The 26,606-nt window shown below is 37.7% G+C and carries 25 protein-coding genes; 15 read left to right on the top strand and 10 right to left on the bottom strand.

Going from position 1 to position 26,606, the window contains the following annotated elements; all coding sequences use genetic code 11:
• Window positions 1-22: 22 nt before the first annotated feature.
• Window positions 23-1,363 carry an amino-acid N-acetyltransferase gene (gene argA, locus BTO22_RS02230; protein WP_105054105.1) on the bottom strand — a complete coding sequence of 447 codons (1,341 nt, stop codon included), beginning with the start codon at window positions 1,361-1,363 and terminating at the stop codon, window positions 23-25.
• A gap of 152 nt (window positions 1,364-1,515) precedes the next feature.
• Between argA and BTO22_RS02235 the strand changes: the two genes are divergently transcribed.
• The 3 genes from BTO22_RS02235 to tcdA all read left to right on the top strand — a co-directional run bounded on the left by BTO22_RS02235 (window position 1,516) and on the right by tcdA (window position 4,084).
• Window positions 1,516-1,899, top strand: coding sequence for a DUF2850 domain-containing protein (locus BTO22_RS02235; protein WP_060993687.1), 384 nt, complete (start codon window positions 1,516-1,518; stop codon window positions 1,897-1,899).
• Between the two features lie 174 nt (window positions 1,900-2,073).
• Window positions 2,074-3,174 carry a murein transglycosylase A gene (gene mltA / locus BTO22_RS02240; RefSeq protein ID WP_060993686.1) on the top strand — a complete coding sequence of 367 codons (1,101 nt, stop codon included), beginning with the start codon at window positions 2,074-2,076 and terminating at the stop codon, window positions 3,172-3,174.
• 94 nt (window positions 3,175-3,268) lie between these two features.
• Window positions 3,269-4,084 carry a tRNA cyclic N6-threonylcarbamoyladenosine(37) synthase TcdA gene (gene tcdA / locus BTO22_RS02245; protein WP_105054106.1) on the top strand — a complete coding sequence of 272 codons (816 nt, stop codon included), beginning with the start codon at window positions 3,269-3,271 and terminating at the stop codon, window positions 4,082-4,084.
• Window positions 4,085-4,178: 94 nt separating this feature from the next.
• Here the strand turns inward: tcdA and csdE are convergent, their stop codons facing one another.
• Together csdE and BTO22_RS02255 are read right to left on the bottom strand one after the other, a co-directional pair.
• Window positions 4,179-4,616, bottom strand: coding sequence for a cysteine desulfurase sulfur acceptor subunit CsdE (csdE, locus tag BTO22_RS02250; protein ID WP_105054107.1), 438 nt, complete (start codon window positions 4,614-4,616; stop codon window positions 4,179-4,181).
• Window positions 4,617-4,640: 24 nt separating this feature from the next.
• Window positions 4,641-5,858, bottom strand: a complete 1,218-nt coding sequence (locus BTO22_RS02255; protein WP_181044538.1) for an aminotransferase class V-fold PLP-dependent enzyme — start codon at window positions 5,856-5,858, stop codon at window positions 4,641-4,643.
• Window positions 5,859-6,229: 371 nt separating this feature from the next.
• Here BTO22_RS02255 and BTO22_RS02260 point away from each other — a divergent pair, with 371 nt between their 5' ends.
• The 3 genes from BTO22_RS02260 to rlmM are packed head-to-tail and all read left to right on the top strand — an operon-like array spanning window position 6,230 to window position 8,605.
• A complete protein-coding gene (locus tag BTO22_RS02260; RefSeq protein WP_105054108.1) occupies window positions 6,230-7,138 on the top strand; it encodes a transcriptional regulator GcvA in 909 nt (302 codons plus the stop codon).
• On the top strand, window positions 7,131-7,517 hold the full coding sequence (locus BTO22_RS02265; protein WP_105055542.1) for a DUF423 domain-containing protein: 387 nt from the start codon (window positions 7,131-7,133) through the stop codon (window positions 7,515-7,517). Before BTO22_RS02260 ends, BTO22_RS02265 begins: the two co-directional genes overlap by 8 nt.
• A complete protein-coding gene (rlmM, locus tag BTO22_RS02270) occupies window positions 7,514-8,605 on the top strand; it encodes a 23S rRNA (cytidine(2498)-2'-O)-methyltransferase RlmM (protein WP_105054109.1) in 1,092 nt (363 codons plus the stop codon). The genes BTO22_RS02265 and rlmM overlap by 4 nt, the downstream gene beginning before the upstream one ends.
• A gap of 109 nt (window positions 8,606-8,714) precedes the next feature.
• Here the strand turns inward: rlmM and xni are convergent, their stop codons facing one another.
• The 5 genes from xni to queF form a co-directional block, all read right to left on the bottom strand.
• A complete protein-coding gene (gene xni / locus BTO22_RS02275) occupies window positions 8,715-9,503 on the bottom strand; it encodes a flap endonuclease Xni (RefSeq protein WP_105054110.1) in 789 nt (262 codons plus the stop codon).
• Window positions 9,504-9,594: 91 nt separating this feature from the next.
• A complete protein-coding gene (ppnN, locus tag BTO22_RS02280) occupies window positions 9,595-10,953 on the bottom strand; it encodes a nucleotide 5'-monophosphate nucleosidase PpnN (protein ID WP_105054111.1) in 1,359 nt (452 codons plus the stop codon).
• 140 nt (window positions 10,954-11,093) lie between these two features.
• Complete coding sequence (locus BTO22_RS02285) at window positions 11,094-12,656, bottom strand: GGDEF domain-containing protein (protein WP_105054112.1); 1,563 nt, start codon at window positions 12,654-12,656, stop codon at window positions 11,094-11,096.
• A gap of 176 nt (window positions 12,657-12,832) precedes the next feature.
• The gene (locus BTO22_RS02290; protein WP_105054113.1) at window positions 12,833-15,052 is read right to left on the bottom strand and encodes a tetratricopeptide repeat protein; all 2,220 of its coding nucleotides are present in this window, start codon (window positions 15,050-15,052) and stop codon (window positions 12,833-12,835) included.
• A 119-nt stretch (window positions 15,053-15,171) separates the two neighbouring features.
• Window positions 15,172-16,017: an NADPH-dependent 7-cyano-7-deazaguanine reductase QueF gene (gene queF, locus BTO22_RS02295; RefSeq protein ID WP_105054114.1), complete on the bottom strand. Its 846-nt coding sequence runs from the start codon at window positions 16,015-16,017 to the stop codon at window positions 15,172-15,174.
• Between the two features lie 108 nt (window positions 16,018-16,125).
• Between queF and syd the strand changes: the two genes are divergently transcribed.
• Window positions 16,126-16,674, top strand: coding sequence for a SecY-interacting protein (syd, locus tag BTO22_RS02300; protein WP_105054115.1), 549 nt, complete (start codon window positions 16,126-16,128; stop codon window positions 16,672-16,674).
• Window positions 16,675-16,778: 104 nt separating this feature from the next.
• Window positions 16,779-17,552 carry a Zn-ribbon-containing protein gene (locus tag BTO22_RS02305; RefSeq protein WP_105054116.1) on the top strand — a complete coding sequence of 258 codons (774 nt, stop codon included), beginning with the start codon at window positions 16,779-16,781 and terminating at the stop codon, window positions 17,550-17,552.
• A gap of 68 nt (window positions 17,553-17,620) precedes the next feature.
• Here BTO22_RS02305 and BTO22_RS02310 read toward each other — a convergent pair whose 3' ends face one another.
• Together BTO22_RS02310 and BTO22_RS02315 are read right to left on the bottom strand one after the other, a co-directional pair.
• A complete protein-coding gene (locus BTO22_RS02310) occupies window positions 17,621-18,070 on the bottom strand; it encodes a YaiI/YqxD family protein (RefSeq protein WP_061005246.1) in 450 nt (149 codons plus the stop codon).
• Complete coding sequence (locus BTO22_RS02315; protein ID WP_105054117.1) at window positions 18,070-18,339, bottom strand: hypothetical protein; 270 nt, start codon at window positions 18,337-18,339, stop codon at window positions 18,070-18,072. Before BTO22_RS02315 ends, BTO22_RS02310 begins: the two co-directional genes overlap by 1 nt.
• 1,096 nt (window positions 18,340-19,435) lie before the next feature.
• On the opposite strand from BTO22_RS02315, the gene BTO22_RS02320 reads away from it, so the two are divergent.
• The 7 genes from BTO22_RS02320 (at window position 19,436) to BTO22_RS02350 (ending at window position 26,558) form a co-directional block, all read left to right on the top strand.
• Window positions 19,436-20,794, top strand: a complete 1,359-nt coding sequence (locus BTO22_RS02320; protein WP_105054118.1) for a PTS sugar transporter subunit IIC — start codon at window positions 19,436-19,438, stop codon at window positions 20,792-20,794.
• Between the two features lie 32 nt (window positions 20,795-20,826).
• On the top strand, window positions 20,827-21,132 hold the full coding sequence (locus BTO22_RS02325; protein ID WP_105054119.1) for a PTS sugar transporter subunit IIB: 306 nt from the start codon (window positions 20,827-20,829) through the stop codon (window positions 21,130-21,132).
• 97 nt (window positions 21,133-21,229) lie between these two features.
• The gene (locus tag BTO22_RS02330; protein ID WP_105054120.1) at window positions 21,230-22,639 is read left to right on the top strand and encodes a glycoside hydrolase family 1 protein; all 1,410 of its coding nucleotides are present in this window, start codon (window positions 21,230-21,232) and stop codon (window positions 22,637-22,639) included.
• A 29-nt stretch (window positions 22,640-22,668) separates the two neighbouring features.
• Window positions 22,669-23,604: an ROK family protein gene (locus BTO22_RS02335; protein WP_105054121.1), complete on the top strand. Its 936-nt coding sequence runs from the start codon at window positions 22,669-22,671 to the stop codon at window positions 23,602-23,604.
• A gap of 10 nt (window positions 23,605-23,614) precedes the next feature.
• Window positions 23,615-23,938, top strand: a complete 324-nt coding sequence (locus BTO22_RS02340; RefSeq protein ID WP_105054122.1) for a PTS lactose/cellobiose transporter subunit IIA — start codon at window positions 23,615-23,617, stop codon at window positions 23,936-23,938.
• A 69-nt stretch (window positions 23,939-24,007) separates the two neighbouring features.
• Window positions 24,008-25,015 (top strand): LacI family DNA-binding transcriptional regulator, encoded by a 1,008-nt coding sequence (locus BTO22_RS02345; RefSeq protein ID WP_060993666.1) that lies wholly within the window; start codon window positions 24,008-24,010, stop codon window positions 25,013-25,015.
• A 265-nt stretch (window positions 25,016-25,280) separates the two neighbouring features.
• Window positions 25,281-26,558, top strand: a complete 1,278-nt coding sequence (locus BTO22_RS02350) for a carbohydrate porin (protein ID WP_105054123.1) — start codon at window positions 25,281-25,283, stop codon at window positions 26,556-26,558.
• The last annotated feature ends 48 nt before the right edge of the window (window positions 26,559-26,606 follow it).

Raw genomic sequence — 26,606 nt, forward strand, 5'->3', positions numbered from 1 at the left:
GCACCAATGCGGCCTTTTTTATTTATAGTTCTTTTAATACTAAGATCTTCGATTTCCGCTGATAGTTGTATAATTTCTGTTTTTTCATTGGTAGATGTAAAACATCGACCTCGACGAAACCTTGCTCTCTAAACCAATGAAGGCTGCGAGTCGTAAGAACAAATAGTTGTGACAGTTTAAATTGTTTGGCTTTAACTCGTAAGCGGTTAAGTAAGGTAACGCCACGGTCACCATCTCGGTAATCAGGATGAACAGCAACACAACCCATCTCAGCCATTTTGTCTTCAGGGAATGGATAAAGAGCAGCACAAGCGATGACTAAACCATCTTTTTCGATAATCGTAAATTGAGCTATTTCTTGTTCTAATTGTTCACGAGAACGACGAACTAAAATCCCTTCCTCTTCTAATGGGTGGATCAAATCCATGATGCCACCGATATCATCAATTTCAGCATCTCGTACTTGTTCTGAGCTTGCCATAACCACTTGAGTTCCAATGCCATCAAAAGAAAATAGCTCTTGAATTAATGCGCCATCTTCTTTGTAGCTAATTAAATGACTTCGTGGTACACCAGCTTTGCACGCAGTAATCGATCCTTTCAAGAATCGAATGGTTCCGGTGGAGTTACCATCGTTAGGTGATACGTCTTTTTCTAGTCGTTGAAGGATCTCTTCGGCTTCACTAGGAAAAAGTTCTGCTAATATTTGACCATTGTTATTAAGTACGCCTTGTTCAGAACAAAAGCCAATGAGTTTATCTGCGTTTAGTCGAATCGCTAATTGTGTGGCAACATCTTCAGATAAAAGGTTAAAGCACTCGCCAGTTACTGAGCTTGCAACAGGACCGAGTAAAACGATGGATTGTTGGTCGAGCATTCGATTAATACCATTAGTATCAATTCTTCTAACACGGCCACTATGACAGTAATCAACACCGTCATCGACACCAAGAGGTTGAGCAATAATAAAGTTGCCACTGATGACATTAATCTGAGCGCCAGCCATGGGGGTATTGTTTAAGCTCATCGAGAGGCGAGCGGTAATATCGAGTTGTAATTGCCCTGCAATTTGTTTAACAAGCTCTAAGGTTTGTTCATCTGTAACTCTGATCCCTTTATGAAAAGGCGCCTCATGTGATGTTGATTCAAGTTGAGCACGCATTTGAGGTCGAGTGCCGTAAACAATGACAATTCGTAATCCAAGGGAATTTAAGAGAGCAATATCATTAACAATATTGGCAAAGTTTGGGTCAGCAATCGCTTCTCCTCCTAGCATAATAACCACCGTTTTATCGCGGTGAGCATTTACATAAGGTGCGGACTGACGAAAGCCTTTAACTAAAGCAGTACTACGAAACTTCACATTATTCATCCATGAGTGGTTATCTATTCATATATAGTGACTAATTATTTCTTGTTGTACAAGTGTTTAGTAGAAGGTCACATAAGTTTTTCTTAATATTTTTAATAATTGCCGATATCCTTATATATAAGTTATTTTTAGTAGGCAACATAATGAGTCGTGCTCAAGAAAAAGAGTTAAAAAGAAGAAAAATTCGATTGTTAGTTTTAATTAGTTTTGTTGCTATTGGATTGGTTGCTTCTGTTATTGCCGCTATGTATAAATCGGGTGCGTTTGCTCAGATGCCAGCATCTCAATTGTATGGTAATTGGGTTGAGTTAGGCGTTCCTAGTTATGCTCAAGACAGCTTCACGATTAGTGAAGGAGGTATTTATACTCATGGTCGCTTAATTAGTACTAAATTCGAATTTGATGGCACTAAGTTAAGTTATAAACATGGTGAGACGCTGTATGTTTATATGGTTGAAGATAAGGATGGGGCGGAATTACTACGTGTTCAACCAACGCATTATAAGTCTAGTTTTAGCAAAAAATAATAACTAAACCTTCCAAGTAATTATTTTTCATTGTACTTACTTGGCGGGTGGCAGTAACTTTGTGTCAAGTTTTGTCAAAATTCTCCTTTTCTTACATTTATTCTAGTGTAAGGAATTGCTCTCCCTCTATTTGTTTGTCATTCTTCCCTCACTATTTATCAATAAGGCTTTATTGTGTTTCGTAAATTTTCTCTTGTGTGTGTTCTTTTGGCTTTAGCTGGTTGTGCCGATCGTCCTACGGATCGTGCTCAGCAATATCTTGATGGCGGATTCAGCAGTAACTTAAATGAAGTCAGTGAGATTCACTCAGATAACCCTTCTGATTTTAGTGCCTTCAAAAAACAAAGCGCAGAAGTTGTTAATCGTTCGGAATCAATGTCATTACGTTATGAAGAGCTGTATGTACAATTACAAAAGTGGATTGATGAAAGCTCAAATCCAGCAGAGCTTTCAGCTTATGGTATTCAATTTGCTCAAATGGGTGGTGGCGACAAACAAGGTAATGTAATGTTCACTGGCTACTTTTCACCAGTGATTGAAATGCGCCATACGCCAAACGAAACGTTTAAATACCCAGTTTATGATAAACCAGACTGTGGTTCTAATTGCCCTACAAGAGCAGAAATTAATGCAGGTGCTTTATCTGGCTTGGGTCTAGAACTTGGATATTCAGATAATATGATTGATCCGTTTATTATGGAAGTTCAGGGTAGTGGCTTTATTCATTTTGGTGATGATGACAAGCTTCAGTATTTTGCCTACGGTGGTAAAAATAATCACCCTTACGTAAGTATTGGTAAGGTGCTGATTGAGCGTGGCGAAGTTGAACGTAAAGATATGTCACTTAAAGCGATTAAAGAGTGGGTTGCTAAAAATGATGAAGCGACGGTTCGTGAACTGTTAGAAACCAATCCATCTTATGTGTTCTTTTCACCACGAGACGCTAACCATGTGTTAGGTACGGCTGGGATCCCTTTACTTGCTGGCGCGGCGGTTGCAGCTGATCGTACTTTATTGCCTATGGGAACCCCTATACTTGCAGAGGTGCCTCAATTAGATAAAGACGGTAAGTGGACAGGTAAGCATGTACTTAAAGTATTATTGGCATTAGATACTGGTGGTGCGGTAAAAGAAAATCATTTAGACCAATACTACGGCATGGGTCCAGAGGCTGGTATTGCTGCTGGTCACTTTAAACATTTTGGTCGAGTATGGAAACTTGGTTTAAAAGATTCTGAAACTGAAAATCCATGGGAAATGCCAAAAAAGAAATAGAACAGAAATAATTCTGATTTTCTTAAAGCTTGATCTTCTAAAAAAGAGTGCGTATAAATCGTGCTCTTTTTTTGTTTTTGAGTAAGGTAACCCCATGCGCGAATTAACCACTCCTGCTTCTGAAAGTTATGACCAACGTTTTGGTGGCACTCGCCGTTTGTATGGTAATAGTGAAGTAGAAATCATGCGTGCAGCTCATGTATGTGTCGTTGGTATTGGTGGTGTGGGCTCTTGGGCTGTAGAGGCGCTCGTGCGTACTGGCCTAGGTGAAATTACGTTAATCGATATGGATGACGTATGTGTTACTAATATTAACCGTCAAATCCATGCGATGACGGGTACGATTGGCCAAAGTAAAATTGAAGTCATGGCGGAACGCATTAAATTAATTAACCCTGAGTGTAAGATTAATTTAATCGATGATTTTATTACCTCTGAAAATCTCTCTGAGTATATTTCTAAAGACTTTGATTACGTGCTTGATGCTATCGACAGTATGAAGCCTAAAGCAGCATTACTGGCATATTGTAAGAGCAATAAGATTAAAGTGATCACGACTGGTGGTGCGGGTGGTCAAACAGATCCGACTCAAATTCAAATCACAGATTTAACTAAGACAATTCAAGATCCACTGGCTAAGAAATTACGTGATACGCTGCGTCGTCACCATAATTTTACGAAAAATCCAAAGCGTAAATTTGGTATTGATTGTGTGTACTCAACAGAGCATTTGAAATACCCACAAGCCGATGGGTCTGTGTGTGCAACTAAAGCAACTGCGGAAGGCCCTAAACGTATGGATTGTGCGAGTGGTTTTGGGGCTGCTACGGTGGTAACTGCGACGTTTGGATTTGTTGCGGTGTCGAGAATTGTAGAGAAGTTGATTGAAAAGCATTCTTCTAGAGACTAGAGACTAGAGACTATAAGAGCGTGTATGTCAGTGTTGATTGTTTAACTGCTCATATCCGCTCTTTTGCTCTTATAGAAGCGAAGCGTTCTAGTTTCTAGCTAGCGGAGCGTATAGTTTCGTTAATAGTTTCAATGATCGCCTTAAGTCCATTACCACGTGATGGGCTTAAATGCTCAATTAGCCCTAACTGAGCAAAGTACCCATCCATATCAAACGTGCTAATCTCTTGTGCGGTTTTATTATTAACAGCGGCCATTACTAACGCGATAAGCCCACGAACAATTCTTGCATCAGAATCAGCACAGAAAAAATAAATCCCATCAACAACGTCATGTTGTAGCCACACTTTGCTTTCACAGCCTGAAATGGTCACGTTATCTTGTTGCAGTTCTTCTAGCATTTTAGGCAGTTTTTTACCTAATTGAATCACGTTACGGTAACGATCCTCCCAACCTTTCGCTTCACTCATTAAATCAAGAACTGTCGTGTGAGTGATGTCAAAACCAAAAGGTGACGATGGGAATGTAGACATAAATAAAATACCTTAAATTTGAGCTTATAGCATATCTGCGGCTTTATTTAGCGCGTCGATAAAACGTTGAACATCTTGCTTTGTATTATACAAGGCAAATGAAACGCGTACAGTCCCCGTTAACCCTAATGCATCCAACATAGGGTGAGCACAATGGTTACCAGAGCGAACAGCAATGCCTTGCTGATCAAGTAGGGTCGCTATATCTTGGTGGTGGACGCCATCAATAACAAAAGAAAATAGGCTCGCGTTATCTTGTAAACCGACAAAACGTAAGTCTTCAATATCTTTAATTCCTTCGATTGCCATGTGGCGTAATTCGCTAATATGAGCATTTAGATCATCATGGGCGAATTGCTTAACCCAGTTAATCGCTGTAGCAAAAGCAATCGCACCAGCAACGTTTGGTGTGCCGGCTTCAAATTTTCCTGGTAGTTCTGCAAACGTAGTTTTTTCAAACGATACTTTCTCAACCATTTTACCACCACCATGCCACACTGGCATAGATTCTAATAAATGCTGCTTGCCATAGAGAGCTCCAATGCCAGCAGGAGCAAATAATTTATGACCAGAGAAGGCATAAAAATCGGCATTCATTGCTTGCACATCAATATCATGATGAACAATTCCTTGAGCGCCATCAATAACCACAATAGCACCAACCAGATGTGCCGCTGTAATAATGTCATCAATTGGATTTAAGGTTCCCGTTACGTTGGTGACTTGAGCAACGGCAACAATTTTAGTGCGTTTGGTTACCAATGACTCAAATGCATCCATGTCTAATGTGCAATCGGTTTTCATTGGGATTTTTACAACAGTAGCTCCCGTTTGTTCCGCCACAATTTGCCAAGGCACAATATTAGCGTGATGCTCTAATTCACTGATTAGGATTTCATCACCGACCTTTAATGTACTACGAGCGTAGGTTTGAGCTATTAAATTAATTGCTTCGGTTGCACCGCGAGTCCAAATAATTTCTTTACTGCTTTTAGCATTAATAAAGTGTTGAACGGTTTCACGAGCTTGCTCAAATTGCAGTGTTGCTGAGGCGGTTAGGCTATGACTACCGCGATGCACATTAGCATTACTTTTTTGATAGTAATCTTGAAGCGCATTTAATACCGACAATGGTTTTTGTGTCGTTGCTGCGCTATCAAAGTAGGCAATAGGTTGGTCATTAACGTCTTGGGTTAAAGCTGGAAATTGAGAGCGAACAGCGTCAACAGTAAATGCAGTCATAATGATTTTCTTTATAGGGTAAGCGGGCAGCGACAATGATGCGGATTTCTGGCTTGTAAGTCAAAATTACAGGCAAAAAAAAGCACCGTATTAAACGGTGCTAGAATATTTTTTAACCAAAAGGTCAAAATGTAGTAAATAATTGGGTATTGCTAACAAATAGTTTGAAATCAATACTCGGGGCTCTAACAGTCGAGCCAATATGCAAACACAACATTGGAGTCTAGAGGGTAGAAAAAGATACTCAGGGAGGAATATATGTCTTTCCTCTAAACAACGGAGCCAATATTAGGTTTTATCTGGTAGTTCGGCAATGGACAATTTATAATACTTAGCATTAAAAAAACTAATGGTTCAGAATGTGAGTTCTTATGTCTCGTAGATTACCACCTTTAAATTCTTTGCGTGTGTTTGAAGCGGCAGCTAGACACTTAAGCTTTACTCGTGCTGCTGAAGAATTATTTGTTACACAAGCGGCAGTTAGCCACCAAATCAAAGCATTAGAAGAATTTCTAGGCTTGAAGTTATTTCGTCGTCGTAACCGCTCTTTACTTCTAACTGAAGAGGGGCAAAGTTACTTTTTGGATATTAAAGAAATCTTCTCTTCTTTATCAGAAGCAACAGATAAAGTATTGGAAAGAAGTGCGAAAGGTGCTCTAACCATCAGTTTACCACCAAGTTTTGCAATTCAATGGCTTGTGCCTCGATTGTCTGATTTTAATAATCAAGAACCAGATATTGATGTGCGCATTAAAGCGGTTGATATGGATGAAGGTTCGTTAACTGAAGATGTTGATGTTGCCATCTACTATGGCCGAGGTAATTGGCCGGGTTTACGAGTTGATTTGTTATACCAAGAACAGTTATTGCCATTATGTTCACCGCAAGTGTTGTTAAATGAAAAGCCCTTAGCAACAATTGATGATTTACGTTTTCATACGTTATTGCACGATACGTCACGCAAAGATTGGAAGTTGTTTGTAAAGCAGTTTGATTTACAAGGCATGAATGTGAATCAAGGGCCGATCTTTAGTCACTCAACCATGGTATTACAAGCTGCGGCACATGGGCAGGGCATTGCACTAGGAAATAATGTTCTTGCTCAACCAGAGTTGGATGCAGGTCGATTAGTTGCTCCCTTTGAAGAGTTATTAATAAGTAAGAACGCGTTCTATTTAGTATGCAGTGAAAAGCAAGCTGACACAGGGCGTATTGCAACGTTTAGAGAGTGGATATTAAGTAAAGCGCGCAGTGAACAAGAGATAACCGATGATGAATAGTCGCTTATGTTTACTTATTGCTAGTATTAGCGGTGCAATAACTGTCGGTTTAGGCGCTTTTGGTGCCCACGGTCTAAAGTCTGTTTTATCTCCGTATCTACTTGATGTGTATGAGACTGCGGTGCAATACCAAATGTGGCATACCCTTGCTCTATTTGGATGTGGAATTTTGTTGAGAAATTCATTTTCAAAAGGGGTATCATACGCCGCCTTGCTATTTACCATTGGGATGTTGTTTTTCAGTGGTAGTCTATATGCATTAGTGTTCACAGGAATAAAATGGTTTGGGCCAATTACTCCATTAGGTGGACTCTGTTTTATTATCGGTTGGCTAATGCTGGCTGTTTCAACTTATCGTTTGACTGAGGTTTCAAAGTGAAACAAGTAATGTTCTATTGTCGCTCTGGTTTTGAGAAAGAGTGTGCAGGTGAGATCCAAGATAAAGCCACTCAACTTGAAGTGTTTGGTTTTCCTCGCCTAAAAAATAATACAGGCTATGTGCTATTTGAATGCTACCAGGAAGGCGATGCAGATAAATTGATCCGTGAGATTAAATTTAATGAGCTGATTTTTGCTCGTCAAATGTTTGCGGTAGCAACTGAATTAAGTGATTTACCTTCTGAAGATCGTATCTCACCAATTTTGAATGCATTAGTTGATGTTGAAAATTTACCATGTTGTGGTGATATTCGTATTGAAACGCCTGATACGAATGAAGCAAAAGAATTATTGAAATTCTGCCGTAAATTTACAGTACCAATGCGTATTGCATTACGTGGTAAAGAGATGCTAACACCAAGAGATTCAGATCGAATCCCTGTTATGCATATTTGTTTTATTGCACCGGGTCAGTGTTATGTTGGTTATTCTTACACCAACAATAACTCAAAATTCTTCATGGGTATTCCTCGTTTGAAATTCCCATCAGATGCACCAAGCCGTTCAACGCTTAAGTTGGAAGAGGCGTTTCACGTATTTATTCCACGAGATGAGTGGGATACTCGCTTAGCTTCTGGCATGTGGGGTGTGGATTTAGGTGCGTGCCCTGGTGGTTGGACTTACCAATTAGTTAAGCGTTCTATGTTTGTTCATGCAATTGATAACGGCATGATGGCACAGAGCTTAATGGATACAGGCCAAGTTAAACACCACATGGTTGATGGCTTTAAATTTGAGCCAGCAAGAAAGAACGTAACGTGGATCGTGTGTGACATGATTGAAAAACCTGCACGAGTTGCGCACCTTATGGGTGAATGGCTAATTAAAGGTTGGGCTAAAGAAGCACTATTTAACCTTAAATTACCAATGAAAGGCCGTTACGATGAAGTACTTCAAGATATTGAAAACTTAAAAGAGTTTTTGAAGAAGAATAACTTCCAATACAAGCTTCAAGCTAAGCACTTGTATCATGACCGTGAAGAAATTACGGTTCATATCCAAGCGATTTCTAATATTTCTCCTCACTAATAATATTGGTGTAATACCAATTATTGAGAGATAAAAATAAACGCCCGCAGGTCATTTAATCTGCGGGCGTTTTTATTTAAGATAAATTAAGAACATAGAAGCTAACATGCTAGTCCCTAGTCCCTGATTCTGGCTTCTCATATCGTATATCTTGCAAATTAAACCCAAGTTTAATATCAGTTCTTAGTCCTGCAACCTTACGGCACAAAATAGCGGTGTCATAATGCTCATCAAACTTCTTACGATATTTTTTTTGTAACTCTTCAGATTCGTTTGCTGCTTCAATCGTTGGGAATTGAGTTAAAATTTCTAATGCAGCTTTAGGTCCAATGCCCGGGATCCCCGTAATTTTACTTGAGCTAATTCCAGCTAGTCCCCAATAATCAGCTAATTGCTCTGGTTTTAAACCAAATTCCTTTTCAATAAACGGAGCATCTAACCAACGATGTTGAAAATAATCTCGTATACGAAGCGTAGGGGAAAGTAATTGGCAATAACCTTTATCTGTCGAAATGATGGTTACTTGTTCATTATGAGCCGCCACCTTATTTGCCAAAGTGGCCACTAAATCATCGGCTTCATCACCATCAGATAACAAGGAGTCAATGCCGAGTTTCCACCATGCATCTTGAATGCTGTCCATGCCTTTTTGCAGTGCTTCAGGCATTGGTTTTCTGTCTTCTTTGTATTTAGGTAATACTTCTGCTCGCCATCCTCTATCTTGTAAGTGATGATCGAAGACGGCAATGATATGAGTGGGTTCGGTTTCTTTTAAAATACGATTTATTGTGCGACTCGTTGTAGTGATGACCGCTTGGATATCGTCTTGATTAGGTTGGGCGGAATGAACGCGACGAATAAGGTTTAATGCGTCAATAATAACCAGATGAATTGCCATAACGTATTCATTCCTATATAGAAAAAAGAAAAAGCCTATGTATTTAGCATAGGCTTTCTATTGTACGTTACTGAAGGGGAGGGATTCCAGCCTAATCTACGACGATTTCATAACAAGGCTCGTATTTAGAGCCGGGAAGCTTCATTCGACCTTGTTTGACAAAATCTTGTAAAAGACGATCCATTTTCTTCATTAACTTAGGATCTCCATGAAGTTTAAACACACCGTGTTTTTCTATTTCAGCAATGCCTTCTGCTTTTACATTTCCCGCGACTATTCCAGAGAATGCTTGGCGTAAACTTGCTGCGAGGTTTTCTGTTGGTTGATCTAAATGTAAATCAAGTGCAGACATAGCCTCGTGTGTTGGTTCGAATGGCTGCTGGAATTCTGATTCAATTTTTAACGCCCAGTTAAAGCTATAAGAATCATCTGTTGCTTTACGGTATTCTTTCACTTTCTTGATGCCATGATTAATCATCACTGCTGCTTTTTCTGGATCATCGACAACGATTTCATAATAATGAGTTGCCTCTTCACCTAATGTTTCTCGGATAAATGTGTCGATTGAAAGGAAGTAAGCTTCACTCTCTTTTGGCCCAGTTAATACTATCGGCATTGGTTGCTGACGATTGGCTGGGTTCATCATGATCCCCAGGATATACAGTAACTCTTCTGCTGTTCCCGGACCGCCAGGGAAAATGACAATGCCATGAGCCATACGAACAAATGCTTCTAATCGCTTTTCGATGTCAGGCATGATAATTAATTCATTTACGATAGGGTTTGGTGGCTCAGCTGCGATAATCGAAGGTTCTGTTAATCCAACAAAGCGGCTATCAGAATAACGTTGCTTAGCATGGCCAATAGCAGCTCCCTTCATCGGTCCTTCCATTGCGCCTGGTCCACAACCCGTACAAATATTTAATTCTCTTAACCCTAATTCGTGGCCAACTTCACGCGTGTATTGATATTCGATAGGATTAATAGAGTGCCCGCCCCAACATACAACAAGGTTAGGCTCAATTCCGGTATGAAGCGCTTTTGCATTACGTAAAATACTAAAGACAAGATTAGTTAGGTGGGTGTCTTTTGTTAGATTTAGACGGTTGTGATCTGCAATTTGCATATTCACATACACCATGTCACGTAATACCGAAAATAGATGTTCTTGGATCCCTTTTATAATGGTTCCATCAACAAAAGCATGTTCTGGTGGGTTACTTAGTTCGAGTTTAATACCGCGATCTCGACGTGTTACGGACACATCAAAAGATTCGTATTTTTCTAGAAGCTCTTTAGAGCTATCGGTGTGACTGCCTGAGTTTAAGACGGCTAATGTACAGTTTCGATACATCCTATAGACGTCACTAGAAGCAGTTTTTTTTAGTTGGTCGACTTCCAATTGTGATAGCAAATCCATGCTACCTGCGGGACTAATATGAGTGATCATACAGTGCCTCCCTAGCTGTTTTTATTATTGTTCAGATATTTAACTTACACAGCAATGGGAGATTTAGCGAGGAAAAAACAAAAAAATTGAGAAGTTTATAACCATTTATGAATTTATATTTATAGCACAGTAGTAAGAGATTACAGATTGATAAACTGTCCAGTGCCTTTTGATTTTTCTTTATAAAGGGCATCAACTGAACGTTTAATTACTTTTTCAGGTATATCACTATTGGTAAATTCTGAACTGCAAATAGATACGGTTATTTGGACATGATCATCTTTGAATTTGAAAGGCAGTTTTGCAATAGCGAGCTGAATGGCTTTAAGTGCTTTATCTCTTTCTTCTTTCTCGGTTTCGGTAAATAAAATTAAGAACTCTTCACCACTAAAACGCGCAACGAAATCGGTATCTGACACCTTGTTTTCAATGGTTTTTGCGATAATAGATAATGCTTTATCTCCAGCTAAATGTCCAAACCTTTCATTAATACGTTTGAATTGGTCGATATCTATCATAGTAAGAACAAGAGAGTGTTGATGACGAACCCAGCGTTTATATTCTAAATCTAAACGTTCATGCATAGCTGCACGGTTATATACTTTGGTTAGAGGGTCTTTAAAGATACGCTGTTGTTGGTCACTAAGCTGACGGCGATACTCCAATGTCTCTTCATATAAATTATTTAGTTTTTTTGTTGTGTATTCATGACGCTCAATTAATGCCGCTTCACGAGACTGCATTGCTTTATTGCGTTCTGATAAGTCATTCATCTCATTTAACAGCATTGCCATTTTTGTTTTGTATTCTTGTTCACTACTTTTGCTTTCTAGTACGCTTTCTGCTTGTTTAATTAGAAGAGAGTATTCTTCATTTAGTAAAGAGCGCTGTTCTAAATAAGATTGTCCTTGGTTTTGATTCTGCTCGTTGGTTTTGATGATCTGTGCTACCTGAGTATTCATATCACCAACAAAAGCTTGAGAAGCTTTACGTTCGTTATTTGTACCTTCTAATACTAGTTGAAGTGTTTGTAGTGCTAAATCAATCAGAGAAACGGCGTCAACCCCCGTTAATAATTTATTACGAATCCCAAGTAGTTTATTGCCAGAAGTATTATCAAAATCTAGTTCAGATATTAAATGCTGTAACTCGTGACTTAGTTGCTCTTGAGTATCAACATCAATAATTTCATTGGTGTTTATTTCAGATGAAATTTTACCGACAGAGATAAATTTAATGGCTCGTTCGTAAAGCTCTACTAAACGAACAATACGTTGAATATGCTTACTGCCATCTTGGGAAGGGTATTGTAAAAGAGTTCGAAGATCTCTTTTTAGACCAGCAGGCAAACCGACAACGCGTTGAAGAGTTTCACCACAATAGGAAATATGTTCTTCCATAACAGAATGCTCTCTTTGAACATTCATTTTGTAACGGTTAATTAGGCGCTCAAAAGTTGCAATTCGTACTGTTAATTCAGATGTATTTTCGACCTGTTCAATACTTGTAGCAAGTTCTACAATCTCTTTGTCTAACTCACCATCATGATGTTTACACGCAGCACAAAAGCGTAAAATAATACGTTTTAAAAGTAGTATTTCACGACGTGATTTCAAAGTGGTATCACGATGCGATAAGCGTGTTTGATCTAGTTGTTGCTTTAACTGACTTAATTCAGAGGCAACGATAGAGACTTCAATCATAATAGTTTAGAGAGTAATTCATATGTTATAAAAAATATAAAATTATTGATAAGGCCAGTTGGGCATAATAACAAATTTATAATTAACAGACTAAAAAAAGTATGCCGTTTGTTTAATTGATAATCATTCACTAATGATTATTATTAAATTTGTGATGCATAAGCCAAATCCGAAGTTTATTGTTTGGATGTCATGACTTTAATTAAGCCTTGGTTAATTGCTTGCTTGCACGCTGAAATAATATTATTGCTAGCAAAACTCGCTGCAGGCGCATTATCAATGGCTCGATAATGAACCCATTGACTGCCAGAATCTTCAGAACTAATATCGCAAGCTGTGTTGGTTGCCATAAGTAAAATATCAATTAATTCACGATCATTAATAGCGGTATAAGCTCGTGGTAAGAATGGATATTCCACCATACCTATATTAACGGTTCTATCTGTCATTGTTTGGGATTCAAAATTGTTTATCCAAGATTGAACGGTTTCTGCCATTTCTTGGGCATTTGATGTTGAATCGGATTTATGCTCAATGTATAGAAAACTAGCATCAGAAAAATGATAGATTCGACTTGGCAGAGTAACTACTGTTGATAAGTAATCCCCAAATGCCTTCTCGATTGATAACCCTTCTTGGTAGCCATGAGTAAAGTATAACTCTTGCAACATAGGTACGTGAAACAGAGTAAATCGAAGACGGTCACTCAGTGGTTCATTTATTAATTCACCTAAATGCCATTGTTCTATGTTTGAACTGCTTTGCTGTAAAGAGGAGGGCAGTCTTTCCGTTAATAGACGAAAATTGCGTAATCCACTTCGTGGATGAGTGTAATATTTATTCAATAGTAGGTGCAGACGCTTTTTAAGAAAACGATTAACTTGTTGTTGTCTAAAGGCATAGATAGAAATTAACGTTAATAGAACCAATAAGAATCCGGCTATTTTTTGTATTTTTCGAGTTTGTAGGTGGTTCTCTTTCAGTTGTTCTTCTAAGCCTTGATAATGCAGTGATTGCTCAATGATGCTTTTTTGTTGTCTAAATACGTCTTCGTTGATTTCATTCTGTACTGCTTGGATTGATGAATTCAGTGTTTCATATTCTCTTTGAGCTTTTAACGCGAGTTGGTATTGCCCCATTTTTTCGTAAGTTTTTGATAACAGTTTTTGTGACTGTAATTTTAAGCGCAAGTCATTATCTTTTTTACTGTATTTTATCGCTTGCTGTATTTGTTGAACAGCAAGGTCGGCTTTATTATTTACGAGATAAAGCTTCGCCTGCAATAGGGACGAACACGCTTTTTGTTCAGGTAAATTCACATATTCATTAAGGTTGTTTGCTTGTTTAAGGTAGTGCTCACTGAGAGCATAGTTGTAAAGTAAGAAATAGGTATTTGCGATGTCTAAACGTAATGAGATTAACTTATCGACGTTGTTTTTTTCTTTTTCTTGGTCAAGAGCATTGAAATATTGCACTAAGGCTAAGTTAAATCGTCCCTGTTTTAAGTGTATTTGAGCAATTAAAGTTAGGACATTAGAGAGCTGTTCGCTGTTATTGTATCGGCCATAAAATTCGGCAGATTGTGAGGCATGTTCTAATGCTTTATCTAATACCTGTCTTTGGAAAAATAATTGGCCAAGTAAATAGTTAGTCGTTGCTAACTGCCCACTTCTATCTGCTTCAATTGACTGCCAGTAAGCACTTAATAGCTCAGTTAGCGCTTGGTCAAACTGTTTATTTTTTAAAAAATACTTACCATAAGAAATGTGATAATAAATCATACTAGTCGGATCATTAAGGGCGCTTCCATGAGACATAGCCTGTTTATAATATTGTTGCGCATGGCTGTTGTTTCCTTGAAATGATTCAACTTCAGCATGAACTAAAGCTAATCCAAAGTAGATCTTTTGATTCAATGGTATGTGTTTATTGTATTCATTTAATTCGGCGGAAATTTCTTTCAAAATAGTATTTGTCTCATCGACATCTTGAGTTAAGTTCCACCATAAACTTGAATAGATGAGCTTTGATTCTAGGTAACCTGACTTTAAATTAAAATCTTTAGCAAGAGTAATTGCTTGTTTAATTGCTTCGATTGATTCACGGTTACGATCAAGACGTTTGTTTGCTAATGCTTTAATTTGAAAAGCTTCAACTGTGCTGATAGGTGTGCGGATGGTTCGTTCTGAATCATTGTTAATATGAATACGATTCGGATCTTGCTCTGGCGAGATTTGGCGTTGCTCTAAGTATTGTTGAGCAATAGATCGTGCTTGTTCTGGGTTAGTATCCAATAATTGATAAGCGTCGTTTAAAATAGGCGCAGAGAAAAATTTAGCCCACGCAGAAAGCGGGAAAAAAACAAAAAGAATAAGAAGGCACTGGCGCAAAGACATGTAATGATCCACTAAAAGACAACCATTACATACTAGCGATATAGTGAAATTTGTCTACTAAGAATACGGTTCCAAGTAGACAAAACTCATCATTTTAAACGCTTTTAATTCTTGAGTTCTTATTGTCGAGCTAAACGTAGGTTATGTTCTGGTTTTGCTAAATATGAACTACGGAATGGATTAATATCAAGTCCGCCACGACGGGTGTAACGAGCAAATACTGTTAATGAGTTTGGTTTACAGTATTTCATAATGTCGGTGTAGATACGTTCAACACACTGTTCATGAAACTCATTATGTTGACGGAAAGAAATTAAGTAACGAAGTAGCTTTTCACGATCAATTTTTTTACCTTCGTAATTAATTTCAACACTGCCCCAGTCGGGCTGATTAGTAATAAGGCAATTTGATTTTAGTAAGTGGCTGTGTAATGTCTCACTTACCATTTCTTCTAGTGTGCTTGATTGTAAATACTCAGCATCAAACTCATAATCATCAATAACGATGTCTTGGTTATCAATGCACTCGCCTTGCATATCGACAATAGGTTGCTGTGAGTACGCTTGTACTGGGTGCATTTCAACGGTGACTTCGCCACCCGCACATGCACTTAAATCTTGTATTAGTGTACGAGTTACTTCATTCCATGAAGAGAATTTAGTTTGGTTAAAACTATTCAAATATAATTTAAATGATTTTGACTCAACAAGATTAGGACTTGTCGCTGGTAAGGTGACATCGCCAACCGCAACTTGAGGTAATCCATTTTGGTTTAACCAAGACAGTTCATACAGTGTCCATACATCACAACCAACAAAAGGTAATTCATCACCAAGTTCAAGATCATCACGATTTAAACTGCGAGGAACGGCCTGCAATAATTCTGGCTCATAGCTATGTTTGTATTCAGTTTTCTGGCCAAGAGTCAGTGATTTTAGCTCATCAGCGTTAGTGTATTTAGTCATATTGAAAATGCCAAAAGTAGATTAGAATAGAGATCGCTTAATAAATTAGCGCTATTTGATACAATTAGCGCTAGTTTACTTGAATTTTTGTCTTATTAGGAGAATCGAATGCCACTTTCGGTAGAGCAAGCGCTTGCTAACTTTAGTCAACGTTATGTGGAAGCATGGAAAGTCAAACATGATAGCCTTCCGATAAATGAAGAATTAGTGGGATTAGCTTCTCCTTGTATAGATGAAACTCGTGATTTAGAGATCTTATGGCAACCTATTACTCGTGAAGAAAGTATTCGATTAGTTAATATTGAAAAAGGTATTGAGTTGGATCTTCATGATGATTTTCATGCGTTTTATGGTGCTCAATTTAGCGCAGATATGGCCGCTAAATTTGAGGATATGAATATTGAATTACTTCAAGTTTGGAGTGATGAAGACTTAGAAAATTTACAAGGTAATATGCTTGGTCATCTTGTGATGCAACGTCGATTAAAGTTAGTGCCAACATTATTTATTGCGGTGACTGATGATGAAATGGAAGTCATTTCTATTTGTAACCAGTCTGGTGAAGTAATTTTAGATACAGTGGGTACAAAGAAACGCAAAGTATTGGCTGAGAATATGGCTGAGTTTTTAGAGAAGCTTGAACCGGTTGTTGCTTAATCCACCGGTTGGTATGCCCTAGAAAGATCATAATTAAATGAATTCCGATAAAGGTATGCTTATCGGAATTTTTATTTACACGTTGTAGTAGGAAATAAGCGTTAATGTTTGTCACTGAGTTAGATTTTGAAATTTACTGCGATACTTCAATGGCTGCAGTAGAGAAGGCGATTAATTATTGTTTGGATTGTTTACGTTATAACGGACAAGTGATTGGTCGTGAATTACCTGTTGTAATGAAAGGCACAAACTTTGTTGCTCGTGTGATTTGTCCTGAAGAAGACTCTCTTCATCCTGATAATCACAGCCCACAAGTGAATTTAGCGTTTAAACAATTAAGTGATTTTGGTTTATTACAACCAAAAGTAAAAGTGGTAGGCCAAGATATGAATTCTGATCCAAGTGATGAGAGTGATAAAGTGAGTTGGCAGATATTGTATACCAGCCATTTACATACTTGTTCTCCAATTCGTCATGGTGAGACATTTCAACCCATTCCTCTTTATCGCTTACCTCCCGTTGCTAATGGCGATCAAAAACAATTTATTAAATGGCAAGAAGATTGGAGTGCGTGTGACCAGTTGCAGATGAATGGCTCTGTGGTTGAGCATCCATCATTACACGAGATAAGCTCAAGTAAGAGTCATTTATTTAAACGTGGTTGGGATTTATGTCGTCGTATGGCGGTAGTCAGTGGGATTCCAACGTATTTGTATATTTATCGTGTGGCTGGCGAGAGTAAAGAAAAAGAGTTAGCGCGTAAATGCCCTGTGTGTGACGGTGATTGGGCATTAGAAGAACCAATTCATGAAGTGTTTGATTTTAAATGCGATGAATGTAGGTTAGTGAGTAACCTGTCTTGGGATTTTAAAGATTAATTAACTTGTATACAGATAAACCAATGGGAGCTCATAATGAGCTCCCATTTTGATTTATTTTTAACTTTCTATTTCTTGAATTTAGCAAGAATGCGATCCAGTTGATTAGCAAATTCACGTCGATCGGTTTGTGATAATGCAGCAGGACCTCCGGTTTGAATTCCACTGGCACGCATTGTTTCCATAAAATCTCGGATATTTAGACGAGCTTTAATGGTTGCTTCTGTATAAAGCTCTCCACGAGGATTCAGAACTTGCACTTTTTTGGCAATTAATTCTGCAGCCAATGGAATATCCCCGCTGATCACTAAATCACCAGCTTCTGAGCGCCTTACGATTTCATCATCTGCAACATCAAAACCAGATTCAACCTGTATTGATTTAATATTAAAAGCGGTTGGTACCGGAATATAGTGGTTTGCGACAAAAGTCAGTTGGATACCAGTACGCGTCGCAGCACGGCAAAGCACTTCTTTTACGACTTTTGGACATGCATCAGCATCTACCCAAATTTGCATTATTTATTCTCCAAAGCGTTTAAACGCTGGGTTAATTCTTTTACTTGTTGTTCAAGCTGAATGATACGCTCATCGGCAGTTAATGTATTTTCAAGTACTTCAATTTTAGGAACATGAGCACTGGCCTGAAAGGATTTAATTGCAGTAATAATTGCTGGCATAGGAACTTGAGTACTTAGGCGAGATTTAACTAAGGCTGTTGTTGGTTTTTTCCCTTCATTAATTAAATCTTGCATTATTGTTTGCAGCTCTTCCGTTACATTTTTCATTCTAACTTCCTATATATCATCTAAAGCCATGATATCGAATACTGCCTCAATGCACCATAGAGGTAAATTATACCAATTCTAATAATTATCTGGTCATTATTACTGGTTAAATCACTCAATAGCTACGTTAAAAATTATTATTGTAGAATAACTACTTATAAGAATTATTGTCTTACTCTAAGTTATTTTCCTACATAATAAATCATCTAATTAGTTACATTGGTATTACTTAGGTTTGACTAACGTTTATCGACCTAGTAGAAAATAGGGTAGAAATAACAGAGAAACCTTGTAAGAGATCTCTCACTGTAATCTGAGATATGTCGTTTTATTTATAGTGTTAATCAGTGTTGTGCATCTTAATTTGTTGTTTGTAATGAGTTTTATTAAATGTTGTTATGACGTGTCTCGTATTTATTTAATGAAAGAAGAGTTAGGGTATTGTTCAAAAAAGTGAAAAGCGTAATCTTATTGGTGTCGGAAGGGTGCTGACACGGAACAGGAACTCACCAAGGATTTGGTACGCTTCAGGATGAGGCTCTCGGTTACTTAGGATGAGTAATCGGCATGGAAAGCAAAATTGGACATTGAATGGATTCAATAGTAGCTAGGATGGTTACTACTAAGGAAAGACAATGGACAGCTCTAGGATAGAGGAAGGATTAGACATCAGGATGATGTAAAGGACACCGCTTAAGGATTAAGTGAAGAGAGTTAGCGAAGGATTGTTAACGGATCAGGATTGGATTATGGACACCGCTAGGATAGCGCGAAAGGAATAGGCTGACGGATTCAGCATACTATCAAGGATTTGATGCATGGAGCATACGGGTAGCCGGATTGCTGCAAGTAAGGTTATAACCCCATTAGGCGAAAGCTTAGTGGGGTTTTTCTTTTTTCCCCTCCTTCAAAAATACATTTACCTAATACCTATAAGTAATAAATTACATAGATCACATTTTTATTATGCGTTTAATTAATAAGCGTGAGTTGAATCAAATTTGCTCAAACATGCAATGTAACCGGTTACTGAAACCGGTTACATTGCTTTCAGTTTATGATTTCGCATGTTTAAAATTCAATTCAGGGGTGAAAAATGAGTACGCAAGCGGCAACGATACAAAGCACAATAATGGAGAAGGTAAATAAAATCCTTCCTAAGCTTTTAAAGGTAGTTAATTCAAAACCAATTGTAGCTATTAAAGAAGGCTTCATGCTAACCATGCCATTGACCATCATTGGTTCAGTATTTTTATTACTGGCTTTTGTTCCGATTGACGGCTATGACCAATTTATGGCGGGAATTTTTGGTGCCGAATGGTCAACACCGTTATTTCAAGTGGTTGGTGCAACGTTTGATATTTTGGCACTGATTGGTGCTTTTGGTATTGCGTATACCTACGTGAAGTATGAAGGACACAACGGCGTAAATGCGGGGGTATTAGCCATTGTTTCTCTACTTATCGTAATGAACGCTTTTGTGGTTGCGCCAGACGGTGTGACGCATATCGGTGGAGTGATACCGAAAGCCTTCCTTGGTGGTAAAGGCATGATTGCAGCTATCGTTATTGGTTTAGTTGTCGGTATGATTTACTCAATGGCCTTTAACCGTAACTGGGTTATCAAGCTACCTGATAGTGTGCCTGAAGGGGTATCAAATGCCTTTAAATCTCTTATTCCTGGCTTTCTAATTATCACACTTGCTTTCTTGACGTATATCTTTTTTGAGGTGGTTTTTGAAAGAACGTTTATTGAAACTATTTACCATATTATTCAAACACCGCTGCAAAGCATGTCTGACTCTTTCTTTGGTGCAGTAGGTATCGCTTTGCTTATTTCTCTACTTTGGTGGTGTGGTGTTCATGGTCCAGTCATTGTTATGGGAATTATGGGACCAATCGTAACGGCGAATGCGCTTCATAACCAATCAATTGTTAATGCCGGTGACGTTCTAATTGCGGGTGAAAATGGCAAGATAGTAACTAACCAATTTGTTGACCAATTTATCACAGTCGGTGGTTCAGGTCTTACTTTTGGCTTGGTGTGTTGCATGGTTTTATTTGCTCGCTCTGTTCAGTTTAAGCAGCTAGGCCGCCTCTCTTTTATTCCTGGAATCTTTAATATCAATGAGCCTGTAATTTTCGCAACACCAATCATCTTTAACCCAATTATGTTTATTCCATTTGTTACTGCACCTGTGCTGTCAGCTGTCATGGTTTACACCTCAATTAACATGGGGTTTGTTGGACCATTCACGGCAGTTCAAGTGCCTTGGACGACACCTATGGTATTAAGTGGATTTATTGTTGGAGGATGGAGTGCCGCTGTATTACAGGTAGCAGTATTTTGTATGACAGTGTGTGTGTATTTCCCATTCTTTAAATATTTAGACAAATTAACAGCGCAAGAAGAAGCTAAATCAGCGGCGCCAGAAACAGAAACAACAACAGCTTAATTAAAACAGATTAGATTATTATCGAGGTTATTATGAAAAAGATTTTATTATTATGTGCAGCGGGTATGTCTACATCAATGGTCGTTAAAAAGATGCGCGAGTCGGCAGAGAAAAAAGGCATTAAGGTTCATATTGAGGCCCATGGTGTTGAGACGATTCAAGATTATTTAGCTGAGTACGATTTGTTTTTATTAGGTCCTCAAATTCGTTTTAAGAAAGATGAACTTCAGAAGTTAGCTGACGATGTTAATAAGAAAGTAGAAGTTATCGACATGATGGATTACGGCATGATGAAAGGTGAAAAAATCTTAGATGATGCGCTTGTTCTTTTAGCTTAACAATATCTACAGGCCTAGGCCGTTACTTAGGCCGTATTAAATTAATACTTCAGTTGGCTATATTTACACTACTGTTGAAGTAAAACAGGAATTCGATATGAAATTTGCAAATGACTTTTTATTTGGTGCCGCGACCGCTTCTTATCAGGTTGAAGGAGCATGGGATCAAGACGGTAAAGGGCTTACTAACTGGGATGAATTTACTAAAATCCCAGGAAAAACCTTTGAAGGGACAAATGGGGATGTTGCGGTTGATCACTACAATCGCTACAAAGAAGACATCGCATTAATGGCTGAAATGGGCTTAGAGTCTTACCGTTTTTCTATTTCTTGGGCTCGTATATTTCCGAATGGAACAGGCAAGATTAATCAGAAAGGCATTGATTTTTATAACAACCTGATTGATGAATGTTTGAAGTACGGCATCGTTCCATTTGTAACGCTTTATCATTGGGATCTACCATTGCCTCTTGAAAAAGAGGGCGCATGGTTAAATAAAGCAACTGGTGATGCATACATTGAGTTTGCCAAACTATGCTTTAATGAATTTGGTGATCGAGTTAAACACTTCATTACTTTCAATGAAACGGTTGTATTTTGTGCTCTAGGTTATATGGCGGGCGCGCATCCTCCAGGTATTAAAAATGATCCAAAAAAATATTTCCAAGCAACACACAACGTATTTTATGCCCATGCTAAAGCGGTTATTGAATACAAAAAATTAAACCAATTTGGTGAAATTGGTTTGAGCCATGTGTTTAGCCCAGCGTTTGGAGTCGATGAGTCAGAGGCGAGTCATTTTGCTGCAATGCATGCGAATCAATTTAGTATGAACTGGTTCTATGATCCTATTCTGCTTGGTAAATATCCTGAATACGTAGTTAAGCAACTACAAGAAGAAGGGAACTTACCTGATTGGACAGATGAAGAGCTACAAACTATTTTTGAAGCCGCGCCTTTGAATGACTTTATGGGACTGAATTACTATCAACCACAGCGTGTTGAAAAAATTCAAGGTGATGTTGAAGCTCGTGTTATCACTCGTGAAAATTCGACAGGATCTCCTGGTAACCCAAGTTATGACAATGTGTACCGCACAGTCAAAATGGAAGATAAAAAATACACGAAATGGGACTGGGAAATTTCACCAGAAGGGTTTGTTGGCGGGCTTGAAATGCTGAAAGAGCATTACGGTCAAATTAAACTTTATATTACCGAAAATGGGTTAGGTGATGAAGATCCAATCATTGAAGGTGAAGTGTGTGATATTCCAAGAATCAATTTCATTAAAGAGCATTTAGGTGCAGTAAAAGAAGCGGTTCGTCGTGGAGTACATATTAAAGGCTACTACGCTTGGTCAGCGATTGACTTATTAAGCTGGTTAAATGGCTATAAAAAGCAATATGGTTTCATTTATGTTGACCATCAAAATGGATTAGAGCGTAAGAAAAAAGCATCTTTCCACTGGTTTAAAGATGTTATTGCGACTCGTGGTGAAGATATCTAGTGTTAGATTAGAAGTGGGAAAGTCGAATTATGGCAACGTATTTATCGTTTGATATTGGTGGAACAGACATTAAGTTTGGCGTGCTGAATGAACACGGCCACATTCTAGAACAAGGCAAGGTGCAAACTGAGCCACGTGGGGAGCAAATCATTCAAACCATTGTTGATATAAAAGAGCAATGGTCTACACGATACACGTTTGATGGTGCGGCTTTTTCATTACCTGGTTTTGTTGATGTAAATACGGGATATTTAAAAACCGGTGGAGCCATTGATGATTTTTACGGGTTTCAATTTAAAGAGGTAATGATTGAAAAATTGTCATTACCAGTTGAATTAGAAAATGACGTTAATTGTGTGGCTTTAGCTGAAAAATGGCTTGGTAAAGCACAATCAGTGGATAATTTTATCTGCATTACGATAGGTACTGGTATTGGTGGTGCTATCTATATCAATAATCAAATGGTTCGAGGTCATGGTTTCATGGCGGGTGAATTTGGTTATATGTTCACAAAGAATATATTTGATATCGAAGATAAAGCGACAGCAACAATGAGTTTTACCGCATCAGTAAGAGAAGGACTTAGACGTCGATATTCTAAATTAAAGAATATTAATAGTATTGAAAATCTATCAGGTAAAGATATATTTAAATTAGCAGAGTCTGGAGATAATATTGCAATTAATGTTATTGACGATTTCTATAAAAATATAGCCATTGGTATATATAATTTAACGTTTATTTTAAATCCAGAGAAAATTATTATTGGTGGCGCAATAAGCAATCGGGATGATTTGATTTTAAATATAGAAGATAAAATTGAAGAGATTATACAAACGCAATCATCAATAAATAAATTTAATGTTAAAGAGTTAGTCACTATTGAACAAAGTACGTTTAATAATGACAGCGGATTAATTGGATCTGTTTATCACTTTTTATCAATGACCAATCAAATTAAATAGGAATAAAGCGATGTTAGTTGGTGAAGAACTAGAAACTACAGTAATGGAACTGATCATTAATGCGGGTGAATCAAAATCATGCGCAATGGAAGCACTTCGAGCTGCAAAATCGGGTGAATGGGATAAAGTTGATGAGTTATTAAAGCAATCAGCAGAAGCATCAAAAAGAGCGCATGATGTGCAAACGCAATTAATTGGTCTTGATGAAGGGGAAGGTAAAGTCCCGGTAAATTTAATTATGGTGCATGCTCAAGATCATATAATGACTTCTATGCTTGCAAAAGAAATGATTCAAGAGTTGATAGAGATCCATCGAGCTTTGCAGAATAAATAATAAAGTGTATTTAGCGTAATAACTTAGCTATTATTACGCTAATTCTTTTTGGGTGTATTTGGTGAGTGAATGGCAACAATTAATGATGTGTGTAAGCTTGCTGGTGTTTCTAAAGCGACTGTTTCTCGTGTAATGAATGGGAAAGGGCCGGTAAAAGAAGAAACCAAAAAACTGATTTTTGATGCAATGGAAACATTGAACTATAAACCGAGCCTTGTCGCTCAAGCATTGGCAACAAATAGTTCAAATAGCATTGGTCTTATAGTCTCTTTCTTTGATGGTTATTATTTTGGTATTTTACTCAAAGAAGCGACAAGAATTGCAGAAGAATCAGGTAAGCAGTTAATTGTTACTGATGGTCACAACCAACTTGAAACCGAAATAGAAGCCATTAATTCATTAGTCGCTAGAAAGTGTGATGCTATTTTAATTTATAGCCGAACCATGACTGCGACTGATTACTGTAAGATTCAAGAAACACTACCTATTCCTTTAGTTGTTATAAATAGAACATTACCTGATGGGTTAGGGCATGCCGTTGCTTTTGATCAATATGATGCAAGCCGAATGGCAATAGAACACCTTATTGAATTGAAACATAAAAACATTGCAATTATCACTCTTAGTCTAGCTTCAAGTACAGGACAAATAAGATTGCAAGGTGCGAAAGAAACACTAGAAAAGCATGGTGTATATTACGATGAGAGCTTAACAATCGTGAAGCACGGTAAGTTGGAAGATGGTTATCAAGCGTGTAAAGAACTACTGAGTAAATCAGATAAAATTACCGCTATATTTTGTTTTAATGATCATTTAGCGCTAGGGGCAATAAAGGCATTAAAAGAAATGAACTTGCGAGTACCTGAAGACATTTCAATTGTAGGTATTGATAATGATGAGATATCAGCGTTCTTATCTCCTGCATTAACAACAATTAATGTACCAATACAAGAAATAACACAACTAGCAATGAATAAAGCATTAGCGTTAATCTCGGATAAAGAAATAAAACCAACTACCGAAGTATTAACTGGGGATCTTATTATTCGTGATTCTAGTATGGAAAATAATAAATAATAAATTAACTAATATAAATACCTGAGTAAATTTATAATAAATTCGGGTGTTTTTAAATATCTTCCTTAAATTATACTGAATAAAATATATATAAATATAAAAGTCATGTGATTAACTTAATAGTTAATACTTCCTGTATTTGAATGTATTTGAATGTATTTAATTAAGTGCTTAATAATTAAATAGAGAATAAATAAATAACTTTAATTAGTGCGTTTTTGCATTGATTTGAATTTTGCTGTCTAAATATTTAAAGGAATATAAAATGAAGTTATTACCTGTTGCTTTTGCTGTTACAGCTGCACTTTCTTCACCAATTATTTTGGCTGAAACAGAATTGCTCGATAATATCCAATTAGATGATCAACAACCCTTAGTTATTTCGCCTGAAACTGATATACCTGATGGAATTGTATTTTCAGGCTACGCTCGTTATGGTTTTCACTTTTCAGATGACACAGAGAAATACGTTTCTGCTGACGGTCAATTGATTGGGAATGCTACCGGTCGTTTAGGTAACGAAAGCAATGGGGGAGAATTTCAATTTGCGAAAGGATTTGTCTCTGATAATGGCACTATTTGGGATGTCGTTTTAATGTTAGAGCATTGGGGAGATGAAGTTGGTTTGAAAAAATTCTATGCGGGGGCTACGAATGTTTTTGAATCACAACCTAATGCTTATATTTGGGCGGGTAGAGATTTCCATAACCGTCCTCAAACAGGATTGAACGATTATTTCTGGATGCAGAATGATGCTCAAGGTACAGGTATTAAAAACCTTGAGTTTGGTAGTGTAAAATTTGATATGGCAGCAGTAGCGCAAGTTGATGACAATGGCGGTACTGGTGATAGCGGAAATTACGCGATTACCTCTAAATTGCATGATATTAACCTGACAGATGCATTAGCCTTATCGCTGTATGCTAACTATGGCTTCTCTTCTAAAAATACAGAGACAGATAAAGATACACAAACATGTACAGGTACTGGGGTGGATAAACAGTGCTATGTGGATGATATCGATTCATACCAACTAGCAATTCAACTTGATCATACTTATGGTGCAATGACGAATCAGTTTGTTACTCGTTATGGCAACAATGTCGATAATAATATCTTTAATAAAACAGAAGACCTCACTACATTGCTTATGCAATTAGAAGGTAAATTGGTTATAAGTAATCAAACCAATATTGAATACTTAGCGGGTTATCAATCGCTAGAAGATAAGAATGCAAGTAAAGATGATCGAGCGAACTACAGTGCCATTGTTCGACCTACTTATGCATGGAACAGCATTCATTCCACTTGGTTAGAAGCGGGTTATTCTGTGGTTGATTTTGATAATCAAAGTGGACAAAACGACGCATGGAAAGTCACGCTATCTCAAAACATCAGCTTTGATATGGACTCTGGAGCACGCCCAATGTTGAGATTCTATGCAACGGTTGGTGATTCAAATACAGAGGTAGATTTAACTCGTGGAGAAACGGGTAAGCAAGATACATTTGCTGTAGGGGCTATGTGGGAAGCGTGGTGGTAATCTCAAGCTTATAAAATAAGGGGAGGGTTGAGCGGGTAGCTAAGTTAG

Source organism: Aliivibrio sifiae (genome assembly GCF_002954705.1).
GTDB classification, from domain to species: domain Bacteria; phylum Pseudomonadota; class Gammaproteobacteria; order Enterobacterales; family Vibrionaceae; genus Aliivibrio; species Aliivibrio sifiae_A.